The following is a 22402-nucleotide window of genomic DNA, read 5'->3' on the forward strand; positions in this document are numbered from 1 at the left end:
ACGGTCGTTTTAAGGGCGGCTGTTGGCGTCTTTCGCACCGGATTGGTGCATTCGTTTCGGGTTGTGTTCCGACGCCTATTTAACCGGCTGATAAATCAGTATTAATTTGTTTGGCATGTGGTTTGCTGTGGGTTAAGTCATGAATACACAAAATATTTTCGATGAAATGCGGGCCGGAGACGGCCAGGTGCGGCTGCTGTATCAACCGTTTTCGGAATGGCTGAAAGGCGTCGATCATGCTCAACTGATGCAGAAATCCCGCGAAGCGGAAATGCTGTTCCGGCGGGTTGGTATCACGTTCAACGTTTACGGTGAGGAAGCCGGTGCCGAACGCTTGATTCCATTCGACGTCATTCCGCGCATTCTGGCGGCTAACGAATGGCGCCAGCTTTCCGCCGGCGTGATTCAACGCGTCGCGGCTTTGAACGCCTTCCTGAACGACTTGTACCACGACCAGGAAATTATCAAGGCCGGCATCGTGCCGGCGAGCATCCTGGAAAACGAAATGTATCGGCCGGAAATGCAGGGCGTTGACGTACCGGGCGGCATCTACGCCCATATCGCCGGTATCGATATCGTCCGCACCGCGGAAAACCAGTTTTACGTGTTGGAAGACAACCTACGCACGCCGTCCGGCGTATCCTACATGCTGGAAAACCGCAAAATGATGATGCGGCTGTTTCCGGAATTGTTCCGCCGTTACGCGGTGGCGCCGGTCGAACACTACCCGCAGGTGTTGTTGAACAACTTGCGCGCCGTGGCGCAGCCTGGTGTGCACGATCCGGTGGTGGTGTTGTTGACGCCGGGCGCCTATAACAGCGCTTATTTCGAGCACGCATTTTTGGCGCAACAAATGGGTATCGAATTGGTGGAGGGTCAGGACTTGTTCTGTAGGGACAATGCCGTGTTCATGCGTACCACCGAGGGGCCGAAACGGGTCGACGTGATTTACCGCCGGATCGACGACGACTTTCTCGACCCGTTGGCGTTCCGCGAAGATTCCATGCTCGGCGTACCTGGGTTGGTTTCGGTCTATCGCAACGGCGGCGTCACCTTGGCCAATGCGATCGGTGCCGGCGTCGCCGACGATAAATCGACTTATACCTATGTACCGGAAATGGTGCGTTTTTACTTGGGGGAGGAGCCGATATTGTCCAATGTGCCGACCTACAAACTGGAAAATCCGGACGACTTGAAATACGTACTCGAGCATCTGGCCGAACTGGTCGTGAAAGAGGTGCAGGGCTCCGGCGGTTACGGCATGCTGGTCGGCCCGACTGCGTCCAAGCAGCAAATCGAAGATTTCCGGGCCCGGATTCTGGCCGAACCGGACAATTACATCGCCCAGCCCACCTTGGCCTTGTCGACCTGTCCTACCTTGGTCGAGCAAGGTGTGGCGCCGCGCCACGTCGATCTGCGGCCGTTTGTGTTGTCCGGCAAAACCGTAACGCTGGTGCCGGGCGGATTGTGCCGGGTGGCGATGCGGGAAGGTTCGCTGGTGGTCAATTCTTCGCAAGGCGGCGGTACCAAGGACACCTGGGTGTTGAACGGAGATAAACCATGCTGAGCCGTACCGCCGATCATTTATATTGGATGGCGCGCTATATCGAGCGTGCCGAAAACATGGCTCGGGTGCTGGATGTGACCGACCGCATGTCGCTGGTCGCCAACAGCGCCTACGACGAAGCGGCGCGCTGGAAACCGCCGGTCTTGATTGCCGACGACGTTGCCGTATTCGAACGCGATTACGGCAGTTACACGGCGGAGAACGTGATGCATTACATGGCCCTGGACGAACGCAATCCATCCAGCATCGTCAGCGCGCTCAACTCTGCCCGGGAGAATGCCAGGGCGGTGCGGGTGGCGATGTCGTCGGAGATGTGGGAAACGGTCAATGCCCTCTGGCTGGAATTACGGCAACGTATCCGGCTCGGTCTGCGCGAAGCCGATATCGGCGAGTTCTGCGATTGGGTCAAATCGCGCTCGCACCTGTTCCGCGGCGTGACCTTCGGGACCATGTTGCGCGACGACGGCTATAAATTCGTGCGGCTGGGCAGTTTCGTCGAACGCGCCGACAATACCGCGCGGCTGCTGGATGCCAAGTTTCAGTTGCTGCTGCCCAACGAAGATCCGGCCGCCGAGGTGGATTACTACGAATGGAGTTCGTTGTTGCGCTCGGTGTCGGCGTTCGAGGCCTATCAAAAAGTTTACCGGGATACGATAGAACCGACCAAAGTCGCCGAATTGTTGGTGCTACGTGACGACATGCCGCGTTCGCTGCATGCTTGTTATGACGAGTTGGAGCCGATACTGGAGCAACTTTGCCGTCAGCCCGGCTGCGAATGTTTGCGTCTGGCCGGCGAGAACCATGCCCGGCTGCATTTCGGCCGGATTACCCACATCTTCAATAGCGGATTGCACGAGTTCTTGCAGGATTTTATCGCCCGCAACAACGCACTCGGTATCGAGATCCAGCGCGCGTTTTTGAACAGCCCGGACTGAACTGTCGGGTTACGACGGCCGACGCAATGCCTCGGTGCAAGCGAGTCGCGGAAGATGTCTGCAATAAATGCGAAACGGACAACAAGTGTTAGAGGAAACAGGATGGTTAATTCATTGATTCACCCCAAGCAGGGCGATAAGGCCAACTCGGCTTGGTTCGACGAGTTTCTGGTTGGCTTGTTGGAAAACCGCGACCGCACCGGATTGACCGAAATGATTCGCGAGATCGATGCGTTGATGATTACAGTCGAGCCGGGCTGTTCGGCGGCTTACGTCAGCGAGTTGGCCTTGATGACGCCCTACCATTATCTGGTGACGTTGGAGTCGGAGTCGCACTGGACCCATATCCTGCGCATCGATATGGAGTCGCCGGACTTGCTGGTGCGGGAAGTGCGCGATCCGGGGCGAGGCGATATTTTTCGCAGTCTGAACGAGGTCTATCCGATAGGGGCGCACAAACCCAACTCGCGCTATATGGGCGAGATTTTCCGGGTCAGCAATCTGCACGAAGTGGTGGAGCAGCAAAAAAGCCGGGAAATCCGTTTTTTCAATCAGGATCAGATTCGTAAACTGGAACTGCCCGGTAATATGGCGATCGTCAAGCCGTCGCCGTACACGCATAACATCGTCGCCTATTGGGAGCGGCCGCCGGAAGACATTCGGGTTTACGCCCTGGGCAACAGTGTGATCCTGGATGAGGTCAATCGCGGTTATCACGAGGCCAAAGCCATTCAGGAAGAATTGGGGCTGGATAAGCTGATCAGGCCGATCGATCATTTGGCGACGCGGGTCTATAGCCAGAACCGGGAAGTGGCTATCCTGGAATATCTGACGTTGTCCAGTTATTACTATTGGGGTTCGTACGATATCGTCAACCAGAATTCGTCGACCAACGTCACCAAGAGCATCCATTATGCCGACGAGCGCATCAGTCCGGCCAAGGTGTTCACGGCGGCAAACCAGCCGTATTTCGTCAACCATTTGGTGGGATTGCCGTCGCCGACCGAAAACTTCGTACGCAATTACGGGCCGCGTCTGCACCACTTAGCGCTGGCGGTCGCCGACGGCGAGACCGGCAACCGGGCCAATATCGATTACGTGGTGGATGCGATTCGGGCCCGAGGCAAGGATTTCCTGCTCGACGTGATCGGCTCGCGGGAAGAAGGGTTGAAGCAGATTTTTTCCAGCGCTTCCGAGCATTCGTCGTTGATTATCGAATATGTGCAGCGGTTCGGCGATTTCGACGGTTTCTTTACCAAGCAGAATGTTGCCGAATTGACCCATGCCGCCGGCGTGGAGGAAAACTTGCGTCTATTACAGGCTGAAAGCGAAGCCGCCAATCCATTGGTGAATGCATGAGTATTCGGGTCGCGATAAACCACAAGACCAGTTATTTCTACGACAAGCCGGTGCAACTTACGCCGCACGTGTTGCGCCTGCGGCCGGCCGTGCATTCGCGGACGCCGATTTCGGCTTATTCGCTGCGGGTCAAACCGGAAAAACACTTTATCAATTGGCAGCAGGATCCGTTCGGCAACTATTTGGCCCGGTTGGTGTTTCCGGAAAAAACCCGGGAACTGTCGATTGAGGTGGATTTGATCGCCGAAATGACCGTGATCAATCCGTTCGATTTTTTCCTGGAGGAATACGCCGAGAAATATCCGTTCAAGTATCCGGAGCAACTGGCCAAGGAACTGGCACCTTATCTGGAAATTCGCGAACAAGGTCCGTTATTGATCGATTTTCTGAAAACTTTGCCGCGTAACGAACAAGGGGTGGTGGATTTTCTGGTTGCGGCGAACCGGGCGGTCAATCAGGCGGTGGCTTACTCGATCCGGATGGAGCCGGGTGTGCAAAGTTGCGAGGAGACTTTGCAAAAGAAACTGGGCTCCTGCCGCGACTCCGGTTGGTTGTTGGTGCAAGTGCTGCGACACATGGGCTTGGCGGCGCGCTTTGTGTCCGGTTATTTGGTGCAACTGGTCGCCGACGTCAAAGCGCTGGACGGGCCGTCCGGTACCGACCACGATTTCACCGACCTGCATGCCTGGGCCGAAGTCTACATTCCGGGCGCCGGCTGGATCGGTATGGATCCGACTTCGGGGTTGTTTGCCGGCGAAGGGCACATACCGTTGGCCTGTACCGCCGATTACGTCAGTGCGGCGCCGGTCAGCGGCGGATTTACCGGAGAGGCGCAGACGCGCTTCGAATTTGCCAACCGCGTCAGCCGGATTCATGAAGATCCGCGCGTCACCAAACCCTACACCGAACGGCAATGGGCCGAGATCGATGCTCTGGGCGAGAAAGTCGACGCCGAATTGCTGGCCGGAGACGTGAGGCTGACGATGGGCGGCGAGCCGACTTTCGTCTCGATCGACAACATGGATGCGCCGGAATGGAATACGGCTGCCGACGGCTTGGAAAAACGTAAGCTGGCGGGCAAATTGATTCGGCGATTGCGCGAGAGTTTTGCACCGGGCGGTTTGTTGTACTTCGGCCAAGGCAAATGGTATCCGGGCGAAGCGTTACCGCGCTGGCAGCTGGCTTGTTTCTGGCGCAAGGACGGCGTACCGGTCTGGAAAAATCCGGGATTGCTGGCCGACGAAAGCCGGGATTACGGATTCGCGACGTTACAAGCCGAGTCGTTCATGCGCGAGTTGATCAAGCGTTTGGGCTTGAAGGCCAACTGTATCGTTGCCGGTTACGAAGATCCTTTACATTATTTGCACCAGGAAAGCCTGTTGCCGGCCAATCTGGACCCGAAACAGGCGGACCTGACCGACGACCTGGAGCGGCAGCGTCTGGCCAGGGTCTTGAGTGGTAATTTAGGAGCTCCGGTCGGCTTCGCGTTACCATTGCATTGGAGTTACAAGAATCGATCCTGGAGCAGCGCGCTCTGGTCTTTCCGTCGCGGGGAGATGTATCTGTTGCCAGGCGATTCGGCGATGGGTTTGCGCTTGCCGTTGAACAGTTTGCCGTGGGTACCCTTCGAGCGCCGGGAGCAACCGGTCGAGCGCAGTTTGTACGATTCGGTCGAACCTTTAGGCGATATCGACTCGGAAGTCAGCCGGCGCTATAGCCAGACGGCGAAGCAAGAATGGCATCCGCCTGAAATGGATGCAGTGGACAAGCGCGACTCGAACGACCCTCTCTGGATACCGCATACCGCACTGGTGGTGGAGAGCAGGGAAGGGCGGTTGTATGTGTTCCTGCCGCCGACCAACGAGTTGGAGCACTATCTGGATTTGATCGCCTCGGTGGAAGCCACCGCCGCGGCCTTGAAACTGCCGGTGGTGATCGAAGGCTACCAGCCGCCGCACGACTTGCGTTTGATCCGCTTGCCGGTGACGCCCGATCCGGGGGTGATAGAGGTCAATATTCATCCCGCCGGCAGTTGGCGAGAATTGGTCGAAAATACGACAACGCTTTACGAAGATGCGCGCTTGACCCGCTTGAGTACCGAAAAATTTATGTTGGACGGTCGCCACACCGGTACCGGTGGCGGCAACCATGTCACGCTGGGCGGAATCACCCCGGCAGACAGTCCAATTCTGCGCCGTCCGGACTTGTTGCGTAGTTTGGTCACCTATTGGCAGCACCATCCGGCTTTATCTTATCTATTTTCCGGGTTGTTCATCGGTCCGACTAGCCAAGCGCCGCGGGTTGATGAGGCTCGTAACGACAGCTTGTACGAACTGGAAATAGCGTTCCAACAGATGCCGGAGGGGGAGGTGCCGGCGCCATGGTTGGTGGACCGGCTGTTGCGCAATCTGTTAGTCGATATGACCGGTAATACCCACCGCGCCGAGTTTTGCATCGACAAGCTTTACGCGCCCGGTAGCGACTCGGGGCGATTGGGTCTATTGGAATTGCGCGCTTTCGAAATGCCGCCGCACGCCCGGATGAGTCTGGTGCAGATGTTGTTACTCAGAACATTGGTCGCGTGGTTTTGGCGTCAGCCATACCGGAAACCTTTGGTGCGCTGGGGCACGCAATTGCATGACAAATATATGCTGCCACATTTCATTGCCAGCGACATAAAGAATGTCGTGCTCGATCTGCAGACGGCCGGCTACGATTTCAAAAGCGAATGGTTTGCGCCGTTTCTGGAGTTCCGGTTTCCGCACATTGGTAGTTTGCGGGTAGGCGATTTGCAGCTGGATTTGCATCAGGCAATCGAACCTTGGCATGTGTTGGGCGAGGAAATCACTAGTGGCGGCACCGCACGTTATGTCGACTCTTCTGTCGAGCGTCTGCAAGTTTCGCTGAATGGCGCGATGGGCGAGCGTTATCTACTAAGTTGTAATGGACGGCGTGTGCCGCTGCAGCCCACGGCAAAGCAAGGCGAGATGGTGGCCGGCATTCGTTACCGGGCCTGGAATCCGCCGTCGGCCTTGCATCCGACCATCGGTGTACAGGCCCCCTTGGTATTCGACTTGATAGATACCTGGAACGGGCGTTCGGTGGGTGGTTGCACGTACTACGTCAGTCATCCCGGAGGGCGCAACTACGATACCTTGCCGGTGAACGCCTATGAAGCCGAAGGCCGGCGGGTTAGCCGGTTTTTGCGGCACGGTTACACGCCGAGTACCGGAGCGGTGGAAGTGCCTGCCGAAGAGCTAAATCGGGATTATCCGTTGACTCTGGATTTGCGCTGGAATGCCCGCTAGCTAACTTGCCATCTCGGCGGCGGTGAAGGTTTTTTGTCAAGCGGTTTTAAAATTAATAGAATTGATATACCATCTTGAAATAGCTTGTGAAAAAGTTTCCATAGTTATTTGAACTTGTTAAACAAATTTATTAAGTGTGGTGCCGCGTGACTCATAATCCGCCTACTTTTGACGGCTGTTTCGAGGTTTTTTTAGCCGATACGCCTGAGGCAAAAGAAATCCATTACCGCATCCGCTACCGAGTCTATTGCGATGAGATGGGCTTCGAAGACAAGCAGCTTTTCCCGGACGGACTCGAACGCGACGAGTGGGACGCTTACTCGGTACATTTCTTAGTCAGGCATAAATTTAGTGGGGAATGGCTAGGAGCGTTACGGCTGGTCAAGCCGGATCGGCGACGTTTCCCTTTCGAGGAGCATTGCACGCCTTATCGCAGTCTTTCCAAGGCCTGTTACGGTCAGGCCGTAGAAATTTCTCGGCTCTGTGTGGTTAAAGAGGCCAGGCGTTTTGCGCTACGAAAAACTCATTCCCAGTTTGAGGCTAAGCCGGGAAATATCAGTTTTTTACATGATTACCGAAACCTGAATAGAAGCATCATGTGGGGGCTTTACCGGGCGGCGACGGTATACTCGGCGCGAAACGGCATTGACGATTGGTTTATTTTCGTAACGCCGGCGCTGGCGTATTTTGTCAATAAGGAAGGTTTTCGGATGCGTCAAATCGGCGACGCTTGCGATCACCGCGGACAGCGCACGCCCTACCGTTTGAGTGTCCAGCACATTTTGCAAAACCCGCTATGGCTACAAGATTATAAACAAGATTACCGCTTGTATTCGGAATTGGCTGAGACGCGTGCGGTTCGCTACGGCGGCCGGGACTTGCGGCAAATCGGGGTCGTATCTTTCGTGTCCCGTGCTTGATTGCTTGCTGAGAATGCGAGGTTAATCTTCGGAATGGTTTCGGACCAGCCCTTGTAAGCCGTATTTTTCGAACAGACCATACAGCGTGGGTCTGGTTATTCCCAGCAGTTTAGCTGCTTCAGATACGTTGTTATCGGCATAATTCAGGGCGCGTTTGATGGCTACGGTTTCGGCGGCTTCCCTAACCGATTTCAGGTTAAGCGGCATGGTATTTTCAGCCGGGAGTCCGATCTCCAAGTCGGCGGCGGTGACGAAGTTGCCGTCGGACAATATTGTCGCCCGTTTGATTTTGTTTTCCATCTCCCTGATATTCCCGGGCCAGTGATAGGCTTCCATCGCTTGTGCGGCATCATGGGAAAAATGTTTTTCCTTCATGTTGTTTTCCCGACAGTAGCGTTGCAGTAAAGCATTGGCGATGGTGGTAATGTCGCCCTCGCGTTCGCGCAGAGGCGGAATATCCACGACGATTTCGCTCAGCCTGTAATACAAGTCGCCGCGGAAAGTGCCTTGATCGATCAGGTCGGGTAATTTTCGGTGGGTCGCGCAGATGATTCGGACATCGATCGGGATTTCCTTGCGGCCGCCCAGTCTTTCTATTACGCGTTCCTGTATGAAACGAAGCAATTTGGCTTGTAACGCGAAAGGTAGGTCGCCGATTTCGTCCAGAAAAAAGGTGCCTCCCTGGGCGTATTCGATTTTGCCTTTGGTTTGAGCCACCGCGCCGGTAAACGCTCCTTTTTCGTAGCCGAACAATTCGCTTTCCAGCAGGGTTTCAGGTATCGCCGCGCAATTAACGGCGACAAACGGCTGATCGGCCCGGGAACTGAGCCGGTGCAGCGCTTTGGCCAGCAGTTCTTTACCGGTGCCGCTTTCGCCAAGCAGTAGAACCGTGGCTTGGGTTGGGGCAATTTTCTCGACCATCCGCATTACCGCCTGCATTTGCGGGCTGGTGGCAATTACCCCGTGTAGCGGCTTCTGCAATTGTAGGTTTTGATAGTCGCGTTCCAACGCATCCAATTGAAAGGCGCGTTCGATTATCAAACCGAGAATGTCTGGGTCGATCGGTTTTTGGTAAAAATCGTAGGCGCCCAGTGCTACAGCGTGAATCGCGTTGGCGCGGTCGTCGTTGCCGGTAACGACAATTATCTTGGTGGCTGGGGCCAGTGCCAGAATTTCCCGTAATGTAGCCAGGCCTTCGCTGGCATTGGTCGGATCCGGCGGCAATCCCAAATCCAGAGTAACAACGCTGGGCGTATACCTTCTGATTGCGGCAATGGCTTCGTTCCGGTTACCAGCAACGACGACTTCGTAGTTTTCGAAGCTCCATTTCAACTGTTTTTGCAAGCCCGGGTCGTCTTCGACAACGAGCAATAGTCTCGATTGGGTCATTAATTCCTTAATTCCTTGGGGGTATCGGAAATGCGTTTCGCTAATGGAAGCTGTATTGTGAATGTAGTGCCCATGCCCGGTTTACTGTCGACACGAATGTGGCCCGAGTTTTTGATTATATAGTCCCGAGCTTCGTAAGCGCCTATTCCCATGCCGGCGTTACCTTTAGTGGTGTCGAACGGTTTGAACAGGCGTTCCGATATGAATTGCTGGTTCATGCCTACGCCGTTATCCATGATTTTGATTTGAGCATAGTCTTGGTTTTTTGTTAATTCAAGCTTAACCCAGCCGTCGCTGTTTCGCGTTGCGTCCTGGGCGTTTTGTACCAGGTTGGTAAGTATATTGGTCAGTTTGATTTTGTCCGCCGATACAGGGCATTCGTCGAGATTGGTGTCCAGTGTCACCGGCGGCGATCCCAAGTGCTGCTGAGCAATAGAGCGGACAATGGTGGCTAGGTTGACTACGCTATTGGTTGCGGCTTGCGGTTCTCCCTGTTTCAATTGTTCCACAATGTGGTGCATTTTTTTGACGACGTTATTTAGCGTGTCGATCGTATCGTCGAAAAAGTCCGGATTATGTTTGTGTTTTTCCGCGTTTCTGACAATCAATGAGATTTGCGCGACTAAATTTTTCAAATCGTGCACCAGGAATGCGGATAACCGATGGTAGGTTTCGAATTGACGGTTGTTGGCCAATTCCTCACTAGCGCGGTTCAGGGCCAACGCGTTGGCGAGTTGCATGCCTACGGTTTTCAATAAGTCGTGGTCTTCCCAATTCAGCTTTCTGGGGACCCTGGCTTGGGTCAGTACCACGAACGCTTCCAGCTTGTTCAGGTGGAATAACGGTACTATCAGCCAGACTTGGCTATCTTCGTAGCACCAAGGCGAAAGGTCGATGTCATCGTAAACCTCGGGGGCATGAGATAGTTCAAAGAAGTCTATAACCCACTGTTTGTTGGCCAAATAGAGAGGGAGGTCGCCGACGTTGTGCAGGTAATCGATTTCCTGCGGCGTTAATCTCAGATTTTGTTCGGCGGCCAGGAAAAACCTACCTTGATCGTTTTTTAGCCACAATCCGCCGCCCGTGCTTTCCACTAAATCGGTCAACGTACTGATGATGAAACCTTTCAATTCTTCCAGGGACTCCAGTTTTGCCAAGGCTTTGCTGATTTTGAGCCATTCCTCGCGGTAGTCGTAACTGTAATGAAAAAAATGCTTGCTAAAGTAGACTTTGGTCAAGGCCCTGATCTTGCCTGATGTGAACGGTACGATCAATAACAACAAAGCGAGAAATATGAACACGGCCTGCGCCGTCTCTCCCCATTCAGTATTGGCGCGTTTGATGTAAAACCCTGCAAATGACATCAAAATTAGGTATACGCCACACCCGAATAGAATTGTGGTGTAAAAAATAGTTTTACGGGGTGTTGTCAGTTCCGTGCCCCCGCTGTTAAGCTTAAGCCGGGTAGATGTAATTGCCAAAAATGGGGTTATCAGGGCATTTGTGATGCCCCGTGACTGCCAAAGTGCAAAGTCCAGATGGTTGAACAATAAAGATTTGCTGTAAACCAGCAAGTCAACGGCAAAAACCGCTCCGAGGCTTACACAGAGGAATTTTAGGTTCCACCGCTGTTTTAATGGGGTGCTTCGGTAAAGTTGCTCAACCAGAATTAATCCAAGAACCGCAAAGACGACATGTCCGGCAAATCTAGGATCGGTATCCATGATGCTTGTAGCCAATTTCAACGATTGCGGGAATGATTCCAAACTTAGAATTATCAAAACCAATGCTGTGATCGCTATACTGGTTCGACCTAAGAATAATTGCTTGTAATTGTTGTAACGTTGCTTGGAAAGCAAGGCTCCTAACAAAAAAAACCAAGATCCATTGCGTATGGTTTCATGAGCTAGCGTGTCGGCAAAAAAGTGGTGGCTACTTTTCGTAGCAAACGTCACGCTCGTTGACCATATGGCCGAGCAGAGAACTGCTATTATGAAAGGGTAATGCCGGTTTTTGTTGAAGATAACGAAAACCAATAAGAGTCCATACGCGACGCTGGCGGTCAAGTAGCTGTAATAAATGTAGTTTTCCATCTGCCGGTCGTTGGTGGTTCCACTCTTCCTTGGCAATTATAACCAGCGAGCCAGCGTTATTGATATGGTTTCATCCGATGATAGAGATACTTAGTGACGTGCTTAAGAATCCGTTGTTTAAAGAGGGTTGCGCTTGGAGGCGATACAGGCTCGGTGCGGGCGCCACTATTGTCAAGAAAGGTGATCGAGGAAAAACTTTGTTTTACTTGGAAGAAGGCCTTGTCAGGGTTTTGGGTGGAGCGGAACTGGACGGTAATAAACGGGTAAGCCCCGGTTTGTGCGATCTGGAAGCCGGAGCGGTTTTCGGGGACGTATGTCTTTATGAATCGAGGGAACGTACGGCATCGGTTATTTCTGTGACTGACGTTCAGTTGCTGGAAATTCGGAGCGACATGTTGAGCGTTTACATGGACGACCATCCTGTTGAGGGATATTTGTTTCTGAAAGAGTTGTTTCAAACAATGTCGAGGCGGTTGGGTTTGGCAAACGATCGTATCGAGCATTTATTGGCGTGGGGCATTAAAGCTCATGATATCGATAAATATTTGTAGTCGATAGCCGAACTATTTAGAGAGCGCGTAGAATGGACGTTGCACAAAAGCTGTCATTAGCCGAAAGCTTTAGTCGCTATTTTAAGGTTTCCTTAGCGGAAACCGTTGCTCAAAAACAGCAAGTCTTTCGAATAAGATACAGAGTGTATTGCGAAGAATTTAAGTATGAATCGCAGGAGCATTTTATAGACCAACTCGAGGTTGACGAGTACGATCAAATTTCCCGCCATTGTTTGATTACGCACGTCCAAACCGGCTTGCCCGCCGGTTGCGTCAGGTTGGTTCCCGCATTGGGCGCTGAATCCGAAGCTCCGTTGCCATTGGAAAAATACTGCGGCAAAAGCTTGGACCGCAATGCGCTGGGCAAACTTGAGCTTGACAGGAGCACGGTGTGCGAAATTTCCAGATTGGCGGTCGATGGGGCTTTTCGCAGAAGGACGGGTGAGAGCTTGACTCGTTTCGGCGAAATTAATGGGTTGCATTTCTCCGCGCAAGAACAGAGGACTTTTTCGAGTATTGCGGTCGCGTGTTTTTTTGCTGCAACCGTTTTGACAGAAATCGATAGGCGAACCAACGTGTTTGCTATGATGGAGCCGTTTTTACCGAGAATGATGCATCGGTCAGGTATTGATTTTCAGCGGGTCGGTAGAGACATTGACTATCATGGCATTCGCGCACCCTACTTTATTACAACGCAATCGGTGTTGGCAAACATGCATGCGGAGTTGCGCGAGCTGTATACATGGATCAAACAAAACATCGCTGAATGATGTACTGGAAATTGTAATTGTATTTTTGGAGTACTGGTAAGTGGTGATAAGAAAATATAAGGATAATGTCGATAAAAGTTTGGCGTTGATCTGTGCCCTGCTTTTGTTCGGGTGTAATTCGCCGGTTGAAACTGCCGACAGCCATCTGCAAAAAGGGAAAGACTTCATCGAGAAAGGGGAGTTGGATAAAGCTTTCCTGGAGTTGAAAAGCGCTAACCAAAGTGACGACAAAAGAGGAGAAACTTACTATTACATGGCTTTGCTGGATGAGAAGGCCAACAATTACAAGGCTATGAAGCAAAATTTGATTAGAGCTCTCGAATTGGACGAGAGCCTAGTTGATGCCAAAATAAAGCTGGGAAAGCTGCACGTTTTGTTTGGCGATTTGGAGAAAGCTTTAGAGCAGGCGAAAGCGGTAATGGCTAAGGACTCCGATAATTTGGAAGCGCGTATCATTGAAGCTTCTGTTTATGTCAAGCAGGAGAAAGCCGATCAAGCCGAAAAAATTGTACAGCAACTTTTGAAGAATAACCAAGACAACGTCGATGTATTGTCTTTAGCGGCGGCTTTGGCTTACAAAGCAAATCGGACAGCCGAGGCTTTGAATTTAATCGAGAAAGGCTTAAGTAAAGATGGTAAGAATATAGCTTTACGTTTGTTTAGGGTAAAAATAAATGCAGCTAACAGTGATGTTGATAAAGTAATTGAAGATTATAAGAGTCTCGTCGGGTTATACCCGGATAACAATAATTTCAAGCTGAGTCTGGCTTCTATTTATTCCATGACGGACAAGTTGGATTCGGCAGAATCCTTACTTCGCGATGTTATCGATAAGGAAGGTTATAAGCCCGATTCTGAAATTACTTTGCTAGAGTTTCTTAATGCCAAAGCCAAAGATAGAGTGCCTGTAGAGTATGAGTCTATGGTAAATCGTCATCAGCGTCAAACTGCTCCGATTGTCGAGTTATCGAAGTGGATGATGGCAAACGGGTTTATAGACGCCGCCAAAAATGGATTGGAGAAGGTCGTTGCGTTTGAAGGGAATAGCGATTTGGGGTTAACGGCACAAGTTTTAATAGCGGAAACCTCCATGCTAGCCAAGCAATACGATGGTACAAAAGGTATTGTTGATCAAATGCTTGCGTCGAATCCGGAATTTGTTCCGGCCAAGCTCTTGAGAGCAAGGCTATTGTTGGTGGAAAACAATCCTGACGAGGCTGTCACGTTACTCAACAAGCTCGTCTGGGACAAAGCAAATTTAGACGAGGTATACGCTCTTTTAGGGCAGGCATACCAAGTTAAAAAAGATCGCAAGACTGCTGATAAATATTTCAAGCAAGCGCTGGAAGTTAATCCGGTAAACTTAGTCGCTTTTACCAATACCTTTAGTTCATATATTCTGGCTGGGCAAAGAGACATTGCGAGGCAAGTCTTGGATAAAGCTCTAAAATTAAAACCAAATCAAATTAATTTCCTTATCAGCCAGGCAGAGCTCGATATTATAGAAAAACGCTGGGATCAGGCACAGGATGTCGTGCATAAAATAGCGCTATTTTCCAAAGAAAAAGCGGTGCCGATTTATCTTCAAGCAAATGTTTTGCAAGGTAGAGGGAAATACACCGATGCAATTGGATTATACGAAAAGATACTGCAAGAGTTTCCAGGGCATATCAACTCTCTGATAAACCTAGCGCGAAGCTATGATGCGTCCGGACAGAAGGAAAAGGCAGTTTTCTATTTGGAAAAGCACCATGAAAAGTATCCGGATAGTTCTGCAATTGTTGGCGTTTTGACCGACGTTTATTTGGGTAATAAAGATTACAAAAAAGCCCAAAAACTACTCACCGGGCAAATCGATAGATTCCCTAAATCGGTTTCCAGTTATTTGGCCTTGGCTAAGGTCCAAGTCTTATCTGGTGAAAACGGTGAATCCGTCAGACAAACATATTTAAAAGGTTTACAAGTCAATCCGGACGATTTGCAGTTAGCTTTGGCGTTGGCAGGGTTCTACGAGCAAGCCAACGAAAAGCTGAATGCAAAGAAAATATACGAGGAATTGCTTGATAGGCATCCTGATGTCGACGTTGCTATCAATAATTTGTCGTCTTTACTTTTAGAATCGGATAATCAAGATGATTTGGGCAAAGGTATGACCTTGGCCGAGAGGATTAAAGACTCCGATAACCCCTATTTTCAAGATACTTATGCTTGGGCTCTTGTGCGATCCGGTAAAGTTGCAGAGGGACTAAAGTTACTGGAAGAACTCGTCATTAAAGAGCCGAAATTACCTGAGGTTAGGTACCATTTAGGTATTGCTCACTTCCATAGTGGCAACAAAGCAACTGCGGTATCCGAATTAAAGCAAGCTATCGCTTTATCAGATAGGCAGAAGAAAGGCTTTTCCGGACAGGATCTTGCCAAGAAGATGCTGATCGAGATTGAACATTCCGTAACTAAATAAATTAGACATTCATAGTAGGCCATGTTGATAATTTTCAAAAAGTTCTTTGTTGCTTGGGGTGTAGTGCTAGCTTGCGCGTTTTTTTTCGGATGTGCACAGCCATTGCTTGAAGACATACAGCAAGCTTCCGACTACACCTATCGAATCGGGCCCGGAGATAGTGTCAACATATTCGTATGGGGAAATCCTGAACTATCGACGTCGGCAGCCGTAAGGCCTGATGGAAAAATAACAGTTCCTTTGGTCGAGGAGCTTTTGGCGAGTGGTAAAACGCCTTTCGAATTGGCGAGGGATATTGAAAAGGTACTGTCTACCTATGTTAAAAGTCCTCAGGTCGTAGTTATGGTTGGAGGTTTCAAAGGTGTTAGGGATCAGCAGATTAGAATCATCGGTAGAATCGGCGGCGGAGCTGGCGGCGGCGGTGGCGCTGGAGGGGCTGGTGGCGGCGGGATTGGTCGCTACCAGGGGAAGTCAATACCTTACGAAAGAGGTATGACTTTGTTGGATGTAATTATTCAAATCGGACTCGATCAGTATGCCGATGGAAACAGGGCCAGTGTTATACGCAATATCAACGGGGAGCTTAAGTCTTATGCGGTGCGAATTAATGATCTTATTGATAATGCTGATTTGACGGCTAATGCCTTGATGATGCCTGGGGATATTTTGATTATTCCCGATGCTTATTTTTAATATATTTTTCGGGGCGTTGGGTCATATTAATTTTGAATAAGTTTAAGGTCTTTTAGTTATGCAGCAAGATCTCTCCGAAATTTACTTTTATTTAAAAGGTACGCTTAAATATAAACGAGTGGCCCTTATATTTGCTCTAGCAGTTTGCATAGGTGCTTGGACTTATATTTTTATGATACCAGATAGGTTTGAATCTAAAGCAAAAGTTCATATAGATTCAGCAACTGTGATTAGGCCTCTAATGAGAGGTATGGTAATTGAGCCAGATATATCTTCTTTAATACGAATAATTCAGCAGTTGATGTTTACTCGGCCGAATTTAGAAAAAATCATCGAGTTGTCACAGTTGAGTCGAATTCAAGAAGAATTTGGTGGAAAATCGGATTTAATTGAGAGGCTTAAAAAAGATATTACTATCGCTGGTGGTCGGGGAGATATATTCGACATAGCATTCAGTTCCAGAGATCCTGAAGTTGCCAGGAGTGTCGTTCAAGCAGTGTTAACGGTGTTTTCAGAACAAACTGAAGGTAAAGCTTTGGCGGATGCCAGCGACGCGCAAAGATTCATCGAACAACAAATTCGGGATTATGAAATCAGGCTGCAGGATGCGGAAAAGGCAAAGGAGGAGTTTAAACGAACTAATATGGATTTATTGAACGATACTGACCAATTTCAGGCGTTACAGAAGATGAAAGAGCAGTATCAGGATGCTAATACCGCGCTTCAACAAGCGATCTCTCGCAGAGATGTGCTGGCAGAACAGGTAGCGGAAGTGCGCGACTCGGACGAGGACTGGGGTATTCCCACCGCATCGCAAGAAGTCTCTTCTGCTGATAATGCGAGAATTGAATCGCTAAAGGACAAGCGAACAGAATTATTGTTGAAATATACCGAAAAACATCCATCTATCATAGAAATCGATAAATTGATAAACACTTTGAAGGGGCAAGAAGAGCAGGAATTGGCAAGTAAACAAGCGTTGGCGAATAAGGAAAGCAAAAGCGAAGACCAGTCTTCGATAGCGCCGGCCAAAATGACGAACCCTTACGTCCAGGCGCTTAAAATGGGCTTCGATAATGCCCAGGCCGAAGTTGCTTCAAATGAAGCGCTGGTAGAGTCTATCCGCCAAAGAATTGCCAAACTAGAGGAGGGTTTGAATGAAAGGTTGACTATCGAGACAGAAATGAAAAATTTAAATCGGGATTATGAAACGATTAGTGGCAAGTATTCAGAGTTGTTAGAAAGAAGGGAGCAGGCCCATATCACCGAACGGGTGGATGATCAAACTTCAAGATTGAAATTCAAAATCGCCGATCCGCCGAGTAAACCGGATAAGCCTAGCTTCCCTAACAGAAAGTTATTTTATTCATTAGCGTTATTAGTTAGCGTTGTAATAGGGTTTTGCGTTGCTTTTTTAATTTATTTTATTCGTCCGGTATTCATGTCAGCGCGACAAGTGAGAGTTGTGACGGGGCTCCCTTCTTTAGGGAGTATTTCTTTGACTTCCCAGGGCATAAGTAAATCAACAAATATAGACTGGATAATGGTCTCGACTTTGCTGTTGTTGGTCGCCGGATACATTGGATTTATGGCGCTAGAAATACTAAAGTAAGGCGTAAATCATGAGTATTATTGAAAACGCGCTGAAGAAGGCCGCCAAGCAAGGTCTGGTAATAGATAGCCAGTCGGCCGAGACGGTCAAATTGGATGTCGCTAATGGTCAAGGGGTGTCTGAGCCCAGTTTATTTGCATCAGGTGCTCCGAATGTCGAAGTAGAGAACAAGGTTGTTACAGATAGGTTGGTCAATATCGATTGGCAGGCGCTTTCAGAAAATGGTTTCATTGATAGTAATAATGCCAAGTCTCAACTTGCTGAAGAGTTTAGGGTGGTTAAGCGACCTTTGGTTAACAATATACAAGGGTCTGAAAATAATGGTATTAATCGCTCGAATTTGATTTTGATATGTAGTAGTTTGCCCGGAGAGGGTAAAACATTTGTTTCAATTAATTTGGCATTGAGTATTGCCAATGAAAGAGATAAGAGTGTTCTCCTCATTGATGCCGATGTTGAAAAACCTAATGTTGCTAAACAGCTTGGAATTGATAATTCTCGTGGTTTAATAGAATATTTGGAAGATGATACGGTTAATTTTTCCGATATTCTGTTGAAAACTGATTTGCCCAATTTAAGTATTATTACTGCGGGCAAGCGGCATAAATTTTCAACTGAGTTGTTGTCCAGTCAAAGAATGTACTTGTTCGCCGAGGAAGTTAGCCGCCGCTATAGAGATCGAATCGTAATTTTCGATTCGCCTCCTTTGTTGGTTGCGACGCAGGCACAGATTTTGGCTGAACTTGTTGGTCAGGTTGTGCTTGTTATAGCCGCAGAAGTTACTCCGCAAAGCGTGGTTAATGAAGCGGTTTCCAAGTTGAGTAACTGCGATGTGGTTATGACGCTTCTAAATAAAACACGAAAAGAAATCGACATATATGGTCATAATTACAGTTATGGTAAATATGGGCATTTTTGATTTCCCTTATTCACGACTTCGGGCAGCTTATGGCGGGAGAGTTTTTGCTGGTTTTCTAGTTTGTTTTTGCCATTCTGGTGGCAGTTACGGAATCGAATGGCGTCTTAATCCAAGTTTATCTGCTAGTGAGACTTTTACTGATAATATAAATCTTTCAAATGTCGACAAAAAAAGTGGATTTGTCACGGAGGTCGCTCCCGGGCTTGCCATAAACGGTTCGTCGCCATGGAGCAATTTTAATTTAAATTACAGGTTGCAAAGCTTGCACAATGCTGGTGGTCGTGATGAATTGGATTTTAATCATCAACTGAATATGAACTCTTTGTATCAGGCGGTCAGAAATACTCTGTTTTTACAGACTACAAGTTCAATAAGTCAGCAAAATATAAGTAATGCTTTTGTTGCCGCCGACAATATTTCCGGAGCCGGCGGCCGGGTCGAGAATCAAAATTTTAGCATATCGCCATACTGGACGCCTCGTTTTGGTCAGTTTGGAAATGGATTGTTCAAAGTCGGATACAGTCGGTCGTCATTCGACAATACTGGTGGCTCTCAGGTTGCGAATGTCGTTCCGGACAATTTTGTAACGGACTCAGACACTATTACGCGCCAAGCTCGGTTATCGAGTGGATCTTTTTTTAGTAGTATGAATTGGGCATTGAATTATTCATCGACTGAACAAACCAGGGGAACAGGGCAGGATGTTCGGTTTGAACAATATCAAGGAGATATGCGTTATTTCTTGAATAGAAAGTTTAGTGTTTTCGGGCAGGCTGGATTCGAAAATAATGATTATCAGACAACCCAGAATAGTATTCGAAACGGTTTTTTCTACACTTTGGGGGGGCGTTGGAATCCTAGCCGTTGGTATTCTTTGGAAGTGGGTTTGGGTAATAACAAACACGCCACGCTGCAATTTAATCCGTCAAGCAATTTGAGTTCTACGATTACCTACCGTAATAAAGACATAGGGCTTAATACCGGTGACTCTTGGGATGCCAATCTTAGATACCAATTTAAGCAAGCTAATATTGGGTTTAATTATAACCAGGAGACCACCACTACTCAGCAATTATTGACTGAACAGGGATACTTTATCAGGGATGCATCAGGAAACTTGAGTCAGGTGATAAATACTCAGGATTTGATAGCCCAGGGTTTTTTGATGGTCGACCCATCCGATCCGACTGGAGCTCGGTTAATTCCCGGTCCTAATTTTAACAATTCTCGACTTGTTTCGAACCCCTTCGATCTAGTGAACGATGTAATCATTAGGAGAAGAGGTGCTCTTTCATTCGGTTATCAGACCGGTAAAAGCACATACAGTGCTTCGATTTATAACGAAAGGCGGTCTTACGAACTTCGAGCAGGAGAAGATATGTCTTACGGTATATCTGGAGGGTGGCAGTGGCAAGTTGAGCCAAGACTGGATTTTTATCTCAGGCCTTCATGGCAGCATAATGAAGGCCAGTTGGCTGACAACACCAGATACGATGTCGCGTTGGGCCTGACTCGTGCAATTCCTATCAATTTAGGGCGACCGCTGTTAATGAACACCCGCGTGGAACTTCGTCACATCAACCAAAGTTCGAATACTTCAACTTTCGATTATACTGAAAACCGCGCTACAGCTAACTTCAACGTTCGTTTCTGAATAATTCGACAATGTACGACGGTTTTTACAATCTCACGCAAAAGCCTTTTCAGCTTAGCGCAGATCCTGATTTCTTTTTTCAAAGTTCTGTTCACAAGCGCGCGTTGGCTTATATGCATTATGGTTTAACGCAAGGTGAAGGCTTTGTGTTGGTCATCGGGTCGCCTGGTACTGGTAAGACGATGCTGGTAAAAAGTTTGATCAAGAATTTGAATAAGGACAAATTGCTGATCGGCGTAATGATGACTTCGCAGGTCGGACCTGAAGATACGTTGAGGATGGCAGCCTCGACCTTCGGTTTCACCTTCTCGTTAACGGATAAGGCCAGTTTACTCTCGGGCTTTGAAAAATTTATAGTCGAAAAAGCGCGGGAAGGACGGCGATTGTTGTTGATCGTCGATGAAGCGCAAAACTTACCGAAGCAATCGCTGGAAGAACTTCGGATGCTAACTAACCTGGATGTAAACGGTAATCCAGTATTTCAGGTATTTTTGGTTGGTCAAACGGAACTGAAGAGAACCATTTATGCGGCTGACATGGAACAGTTAAAGCAACGTATAGTTTCTACATTCCAACTCGATCCCCTGGATCTGGAAGAGACCAAAGAATATATTTTATTCAGGCTCCAGACGGCCGGTTGGCGCGGAACGCCGGAATTCGCGCCGGGAGTGTTCGATTCAATTCATGAATTTACTGGCGGCATTCCGCGGCGAATTAACTCGCTGTGCGATCGTTTATTGCTGTTCGGTTATCTGGAAGAATTGGCGCTGTTGAACGAAGAAGCCGTCAGAAAAGTGATTGTTGAGGTCAAAGAAGAAATGCTGCTTGAGTCTGGAGAGGAAGACGCACATTTGCCTTCCTCAACTTCCAGTCGTATTTTGAACGCCGATGCTAGTTTTGAGCAGAGATTGGATCGGTTGGAAACGATCGTAGAGAACCTGAGAAATAACGTAAGCAAAGAGAAAGCCCTGCTCAGAAAGGCGATCCTGTTGCAGTTGGACATGGACAGCGTTTACGGCGAAACGACGGATTCTCAATAGGTTCTCAATGATGCCGAAAACTATCGTTTGTGTCGTTGGCGCCCGGCCGAATTTTATGAAGATGGCGCCGATTATCCGGCAATTGCTTTTAGCGAAAGATCGGGTTGTACCTTATTTAGTTCATACCGGTCAGCATTACGACCAGTCGATGAAGGACACATTTTTCCGGCAATTGGGTATTCCGGAGCCTGATCGCGATTTGGGGGTGGGTTCCGGGAGTCACGCCGTGCAAACCGCGAATGTTATGATACGTTTCGAACCGGTTCTGGACGAAGTCAAGCCAATTGCGGTCCTGGTGGTCGGCGACGTTAACTCTACCGTCGCATGCGGCTTAGTGGCCGTCAAAAAAAACATTCCCGTGATTCACGTTGAAGCAGGATTGCGTAGTTTTGATCGCGATATGCCTGAAGAAATCAACCGCGTGCTAACAGATCAGATTTCCGATTTATTGTTTACAACTGAACGGGCGGCGCAAGCCAATCTAGTCAGAGAAGGAATAGCTCCTGAACGTATCAAGTTCAGCGGTAATGTCATGATCGATTCGTTGCTGGCGAATTGTCAGCAGGCCGATTCTTTAGAACAAATTTTGCAACGTTACGGTGTCGAATTACCAATCTGCAAAAAAAGATATGCGTTGCTAACGATGCACAGGCCGTCCAATGTCGACGATCCTGAGATTCTGTCCCGCTTGGTCTCGGTAATCACGAATATCAGCCGTAAATTGCCGGTGGTGTTCCCTGTACATCCGCGGACGCAGCAAAAGCTCAATGAAGCCGGTTTGTTATCCGAGTTGTCGAGTCAGGAAATTGTGTTGCTTCCGCCAGTTGGGTACCTGGAGATATTGGGATTAATGCAGTCTGCCCAATTAGTCCTGACCGATTCAGGTGGGTTGCAGGAAGAAACGACCGCTTTGGGTGTGCCGTGCGTTACCTTGCGGGAGAATACCGAGCGACCTATAACGGTGACTGAAGGCACCAATACTATTGTGGGAAGTGATCCGGATAAGATCATGGAATGTGTTGCCGATATTTTGGCTACTGGCGGTAAAACCGGTCGAGTCCCCGAATACTGGGACGGGCGGGCGGCTGTCAGAATAGTCGATGAAATTTTGCGACATTATCTGTAGGCAGG

16 protein-coding genes are annotated in these 22402 nt (G+C 49.0%); 14 read left to right on the forward strand and 2 right to left on the reverse strand.

Annotated elements, in window-relative coordinates:
• The first annotated feature begins 139 nt into the window (after positions 1 to 139).
• The 5 genes from NP603_RS04185 (at position 140) to NP603_RS04205 (ending at position 8089) form a co-directional block, all read left to right on the forward strand.
• A complete protein-coding gene (locus NP603_RS04185) occupies positions 140 to 1567 on the forward strand; it encodes a circularly permuted type 2 ATP-grasp protein (protein ID WP_256609673.1) in 1428 nt (475 codons plus the stop codon).
• Entirely contained in the window at positions 1561 to 2502 is a 942-nt protein-coding gene (locus NP603_RS04190) for an alpha-E domain-containing protein (protein ID WP_256609674.1), read from the forward strand. The genes NP603_RS04185 and NP603_RS04190 overlap by 7 nt, the downstream gene beginning before the upstream one ends.
• A 102-nt stretch (positions 2503 to 2604) precedes the next feature.
• Complete coding sequence (locus NP603_RS04195; RefSeq protein ID WP_256609675.1) at positions 2605 to 3861, forward strand: hypothetical protein; 1257 nt, start codon at positions 2605 to 2607, stop codon at positions 3859 to 3861.
• Complete coding sequence (locus tag NP603_RS04200) at positions 3858 to 7169, forward strand: transglutaminase family protein (RefSeq protein ID WP_256609676.1); 3312 nt, start codon at positions 3858 to 3860, stop codon at positions 7167 to 7169. The genes NP603_RS04195 and NP603_RS04200 overlap by 4 nt, the downstream gene beginning before the upstream one ends.
• Before the next feature lie 146 nt (positions 7170 to 7315).
• Positions 7316 to 8089: a PEP-CTERM/exosortase system-associated acyltransferase gene (locus NP603_RS04205; protein ID WP_256609677.1), complete on the forward strand. Its 774-nt coding sequence runs from the start codon at positions 7316 to 7318 to the stop codon at positions 8087 to 8089.
• A 21-nt stretch (positions 8090 to 8110) separates the two neighbouring features.
• Here NP603_RS04205 and prsR read toward each other — a convergent pair whose 3' ends face one another.
• Both prsR and prsK read right to left on the reverse strand, forming a co-directional pair.
• Positions 8111 to 9478 carry a PEP-CTERM-box response regulator transcription factor gene (gene prsR / locus NP603_RS04210; protein ID WP_256609678.1) on the reverse strand — a complete coding sequence of 456 codons (1368 nt, stop codon included), beginning with the start codon at positions 9476 to 9478 and terminating at the stop codon, positions 8111 to 8113.
• Positions 9478 to 11571: an XrtA/PEP-CTERM system histidine kinase PrsK gene (prsK, locus tag NP603_RS04215; protein ID WP_256609679.1), complete on the reverse strand. Its 2094-nt coding sequence runs from the start codon at positions 11569 to 11571 to the stop codon at positions 9478 to 9480. Before prsK ends, prsR begins: the two co-directional genes overlap by 1 nt.
• A 77-nt stretch (positions 11572 to 11648) precedes the next feature.
• Between prsK and NP603_RS04220 the strand changes: the two genes are divergently transcribed.
• The 9 genes from NP603_RS04220 to wecB are packed head-to-tail and all read left to right on the forward strand — an operon-like array spanning position 11649 to position 22397.
• On the forward strand, positions 11649 to 12122 hold the full coding sequence (locus NP603_RS04220) for a Crp/Fnr family transcriptional regulator (RefSeq protein ID WP_256609680.1): 474 nt from the start codon (positions 11649 to 11651) through the stop codon (positions 12120 to 12122).
• 32 nt (positions 12123 to 12154) lie between these two features.
• Positions 12155 to 12892, forward strand: a complete 738-nt coding sequence (locus NP603_RS04225) for a PEP-CTERM/exosortase system-associated acyltransferase (protein WP_256609681.1) — start codon at positions 12155 to 12157, stop codon at positions 12890 to 12892.
• Between the two features lie 40 nt (positions 12893 to 12932).
• A complete protein-coding gene (locus tag NP603_RS04230; protein ID WP_256609682.1) occupies positions 12933 to 15353 on the forward strand; it encodes a tetratricopeptide repeat protein in 2421 nt (806 codons plus the stop codon).
• Positions 15354 to 15374: 21 nt separating this feature from the next.
• Positions 15375 to 16046, forward strand: a complete 672-nt coding sequence (locus NP603_RS04235) for a polysaccharide biosynthesis/export family protein (protein WP_256609683.1) — start codon at positions 15375 to 15377, stop codon at positions 16044 to 16046.
• Between the two features lie 58 nt (positions 16047 to 16104).
• Positions 16105 to 17658 carry an XrtA system polysaccharide chain length determinant gene (locus NP603_RS04240; protein ID WP_256609684.1) on the forward strand — a complete coding sequence of 518 codons (1554 nt, stop codon included), beginning with the start codon at positions 16105 to 16107 and terminating at the stop codon, positions 17656 to 17658.
• A gap of 10 nt (positions 17659 to 17668) precedes the next feature.
• On the forward strand, positions 17669 to 18577 hold the full coding sequence (locus NP603_RS04245; protein WP_256609685.1) for an XrtA-associated tyrosine autokinase: 909 nt from the start codon (positions 17669 to 17671) through the stop codon (positions 18575 to 18577).
• A complete protein-coding gene (locus NP603_RS04250; RefSeq protein ID WP_256609686.1) occupies positions 18537 to 20231 on the forward strand; it encodes a TIGR03016 family PEP-CTERM system-associated outer membrane protein in 1695 nt (564 codons plus the stop codon). The genes NP603_RS04245 and NP603_RS04250 overlap by 41 nt, the downstream gene beginning before the upstream one ends.
• An 11-nt stretch (positions 20232 to 20242) precedes the next feature.
• On the forward strand, positions 20243 to 21271 hold the full coding sequence (locus NP603_RS04255; RefSeq protein ID WP_256609687.1) for an XrtA/PEP-CTERM system-associated ATPase: 1029 nt from the start codon (positions 20243 to 20245) through the stop codon (positions 21269 to 21271).
• 7 nt (positions 21272 to 21278) lie between these two features.
• Positions 21279 to 22397: a non-hydrolyzing UDP-N-acetylglucosamine 2-epimerase gene (gene wecB, locus NP603_RS04260; protein WP_256609688.1), complete on the forward strand. Its 1119-nt coding sequence runs from the start codon at positions 21279 to 21281 to the stop codon at positions 22395 to 22397.
• Positions 22398 to 22402: the final 5 nt, after the last annotated feature.

The sequence above is a fragment of the Methylomonas aurea genome, assembly GCF_024505045.1.
In the GTDB taxonomy this organism is placed as follows: Bacteria; Pseudomonadota; Gammaproteobacteria; order Methylococcales; family Methylomonadaceae; genus Methylomonas; species Methylomonas aurea.

What these genes read in the sequence shown, in the direction of transcription:
- NP603_RS04185 (WP_256609673.1), top strand. Translation starts at nt 140, where the DNA reads ATGAATACACAAAATATTTTCGATGAAATGCGGGCCGGAGACGGCCAG.
- NP603_RS04190 (WP_256609674.1), top strand. Translation starts at nt 1,561, where the DNA reads ATGCTGAGCCGTACCGCCGATCATTTATATTGGATGGCGCGCTATATC.
- NP603_RS04195 (WP_256609675.1), top strand. Translation starts at nt 2,605, where the DNA reads ATGGTTAATTCATTGATTCACCCCAAGCAGGGCGATAAGGCCAACTCG.
- NP603_RS04200 (WP_256609676.1), top strand. Translation starts at nt 3,858, where the DNA reads ATGAGTATTCGGGTCGCGATAAACCACAAGACCAGTTATTTCTACGAC.
- prsR (WP_256609678.1), bottom strand. Translation starts at nt 9,478, where the DNA reads ATGACCCAATCGAGACTATTGCTCGTTGTCGAAGACGACCCGGGCTTG.
- prsK (WP_256609679.1), bottom strand. Translation starts at nt 11,571, where the DNA reads ATGGAAAACTACATTTATTACAGCTACTTGACCGCCAGCGTCGCGTAT.
- NP603_RS04220 (WP_256609680.1), top strand. Translation starts at nt 11,649, where the DNA reads ATGATAGAGATACTTAGTGACGTGCTTAAGAATCCGTTGTTTAAAGAG.
- NP603_RS04225 (WP_256609681.1), top strand. Translation starts at nt 12,155, where the DNA reads ATGGACGTTGCACAAAAGCTGTCATTAGCCGAAAGCTTTAGTCGCTAT.
- NP603_RS04235 (WP_256609683.1), top strand. Translation starts at nt 15,375, where the DNA reads ATGTTGATAATTTTCAAAAAGTTCTTTGTTGCTTGGGGTGTAGTGCTA.
- NP603_RS04240 (WP_256609684.1), top strand. Translation starts at nt 16,105, where the DNA reads ATGCAGCAAGATCTCTCCGAAATTTACTTTTATTTAAAAGGTACGCTT.
- NP603_RS04245 (WP_256609685.1), top strand. Translation starts at nt 17,669, where the DNA reads ATGAGTATTATTGAAAACGCGCTGAAGAAGGCCGCCAAGCAAGGTCTG.
- NP603_RS04250 (WP_256609686.1), top strand. Translation starts at nt 18,537, where the DNA reads ATGGTCATAATTACAGTTATGGTAAATATGGGCATTTTTGATTTCCCT.
- NP603_RS04255 (WP_256609687.1), top strand. Translation starts at nt 20,243, where the DNA reads ATGTACGACGGTTTTTACAATCTCACGCAAAAGCCTTTTCAGCTTAGC.
- wecB (WP_256609688.1), top strand. Translation starts at nt 21,279, where the DNA reads ATGATGCCGAAAACTATCGTTTGTGTCGTTGGCGCCCGGCCGAATTTT.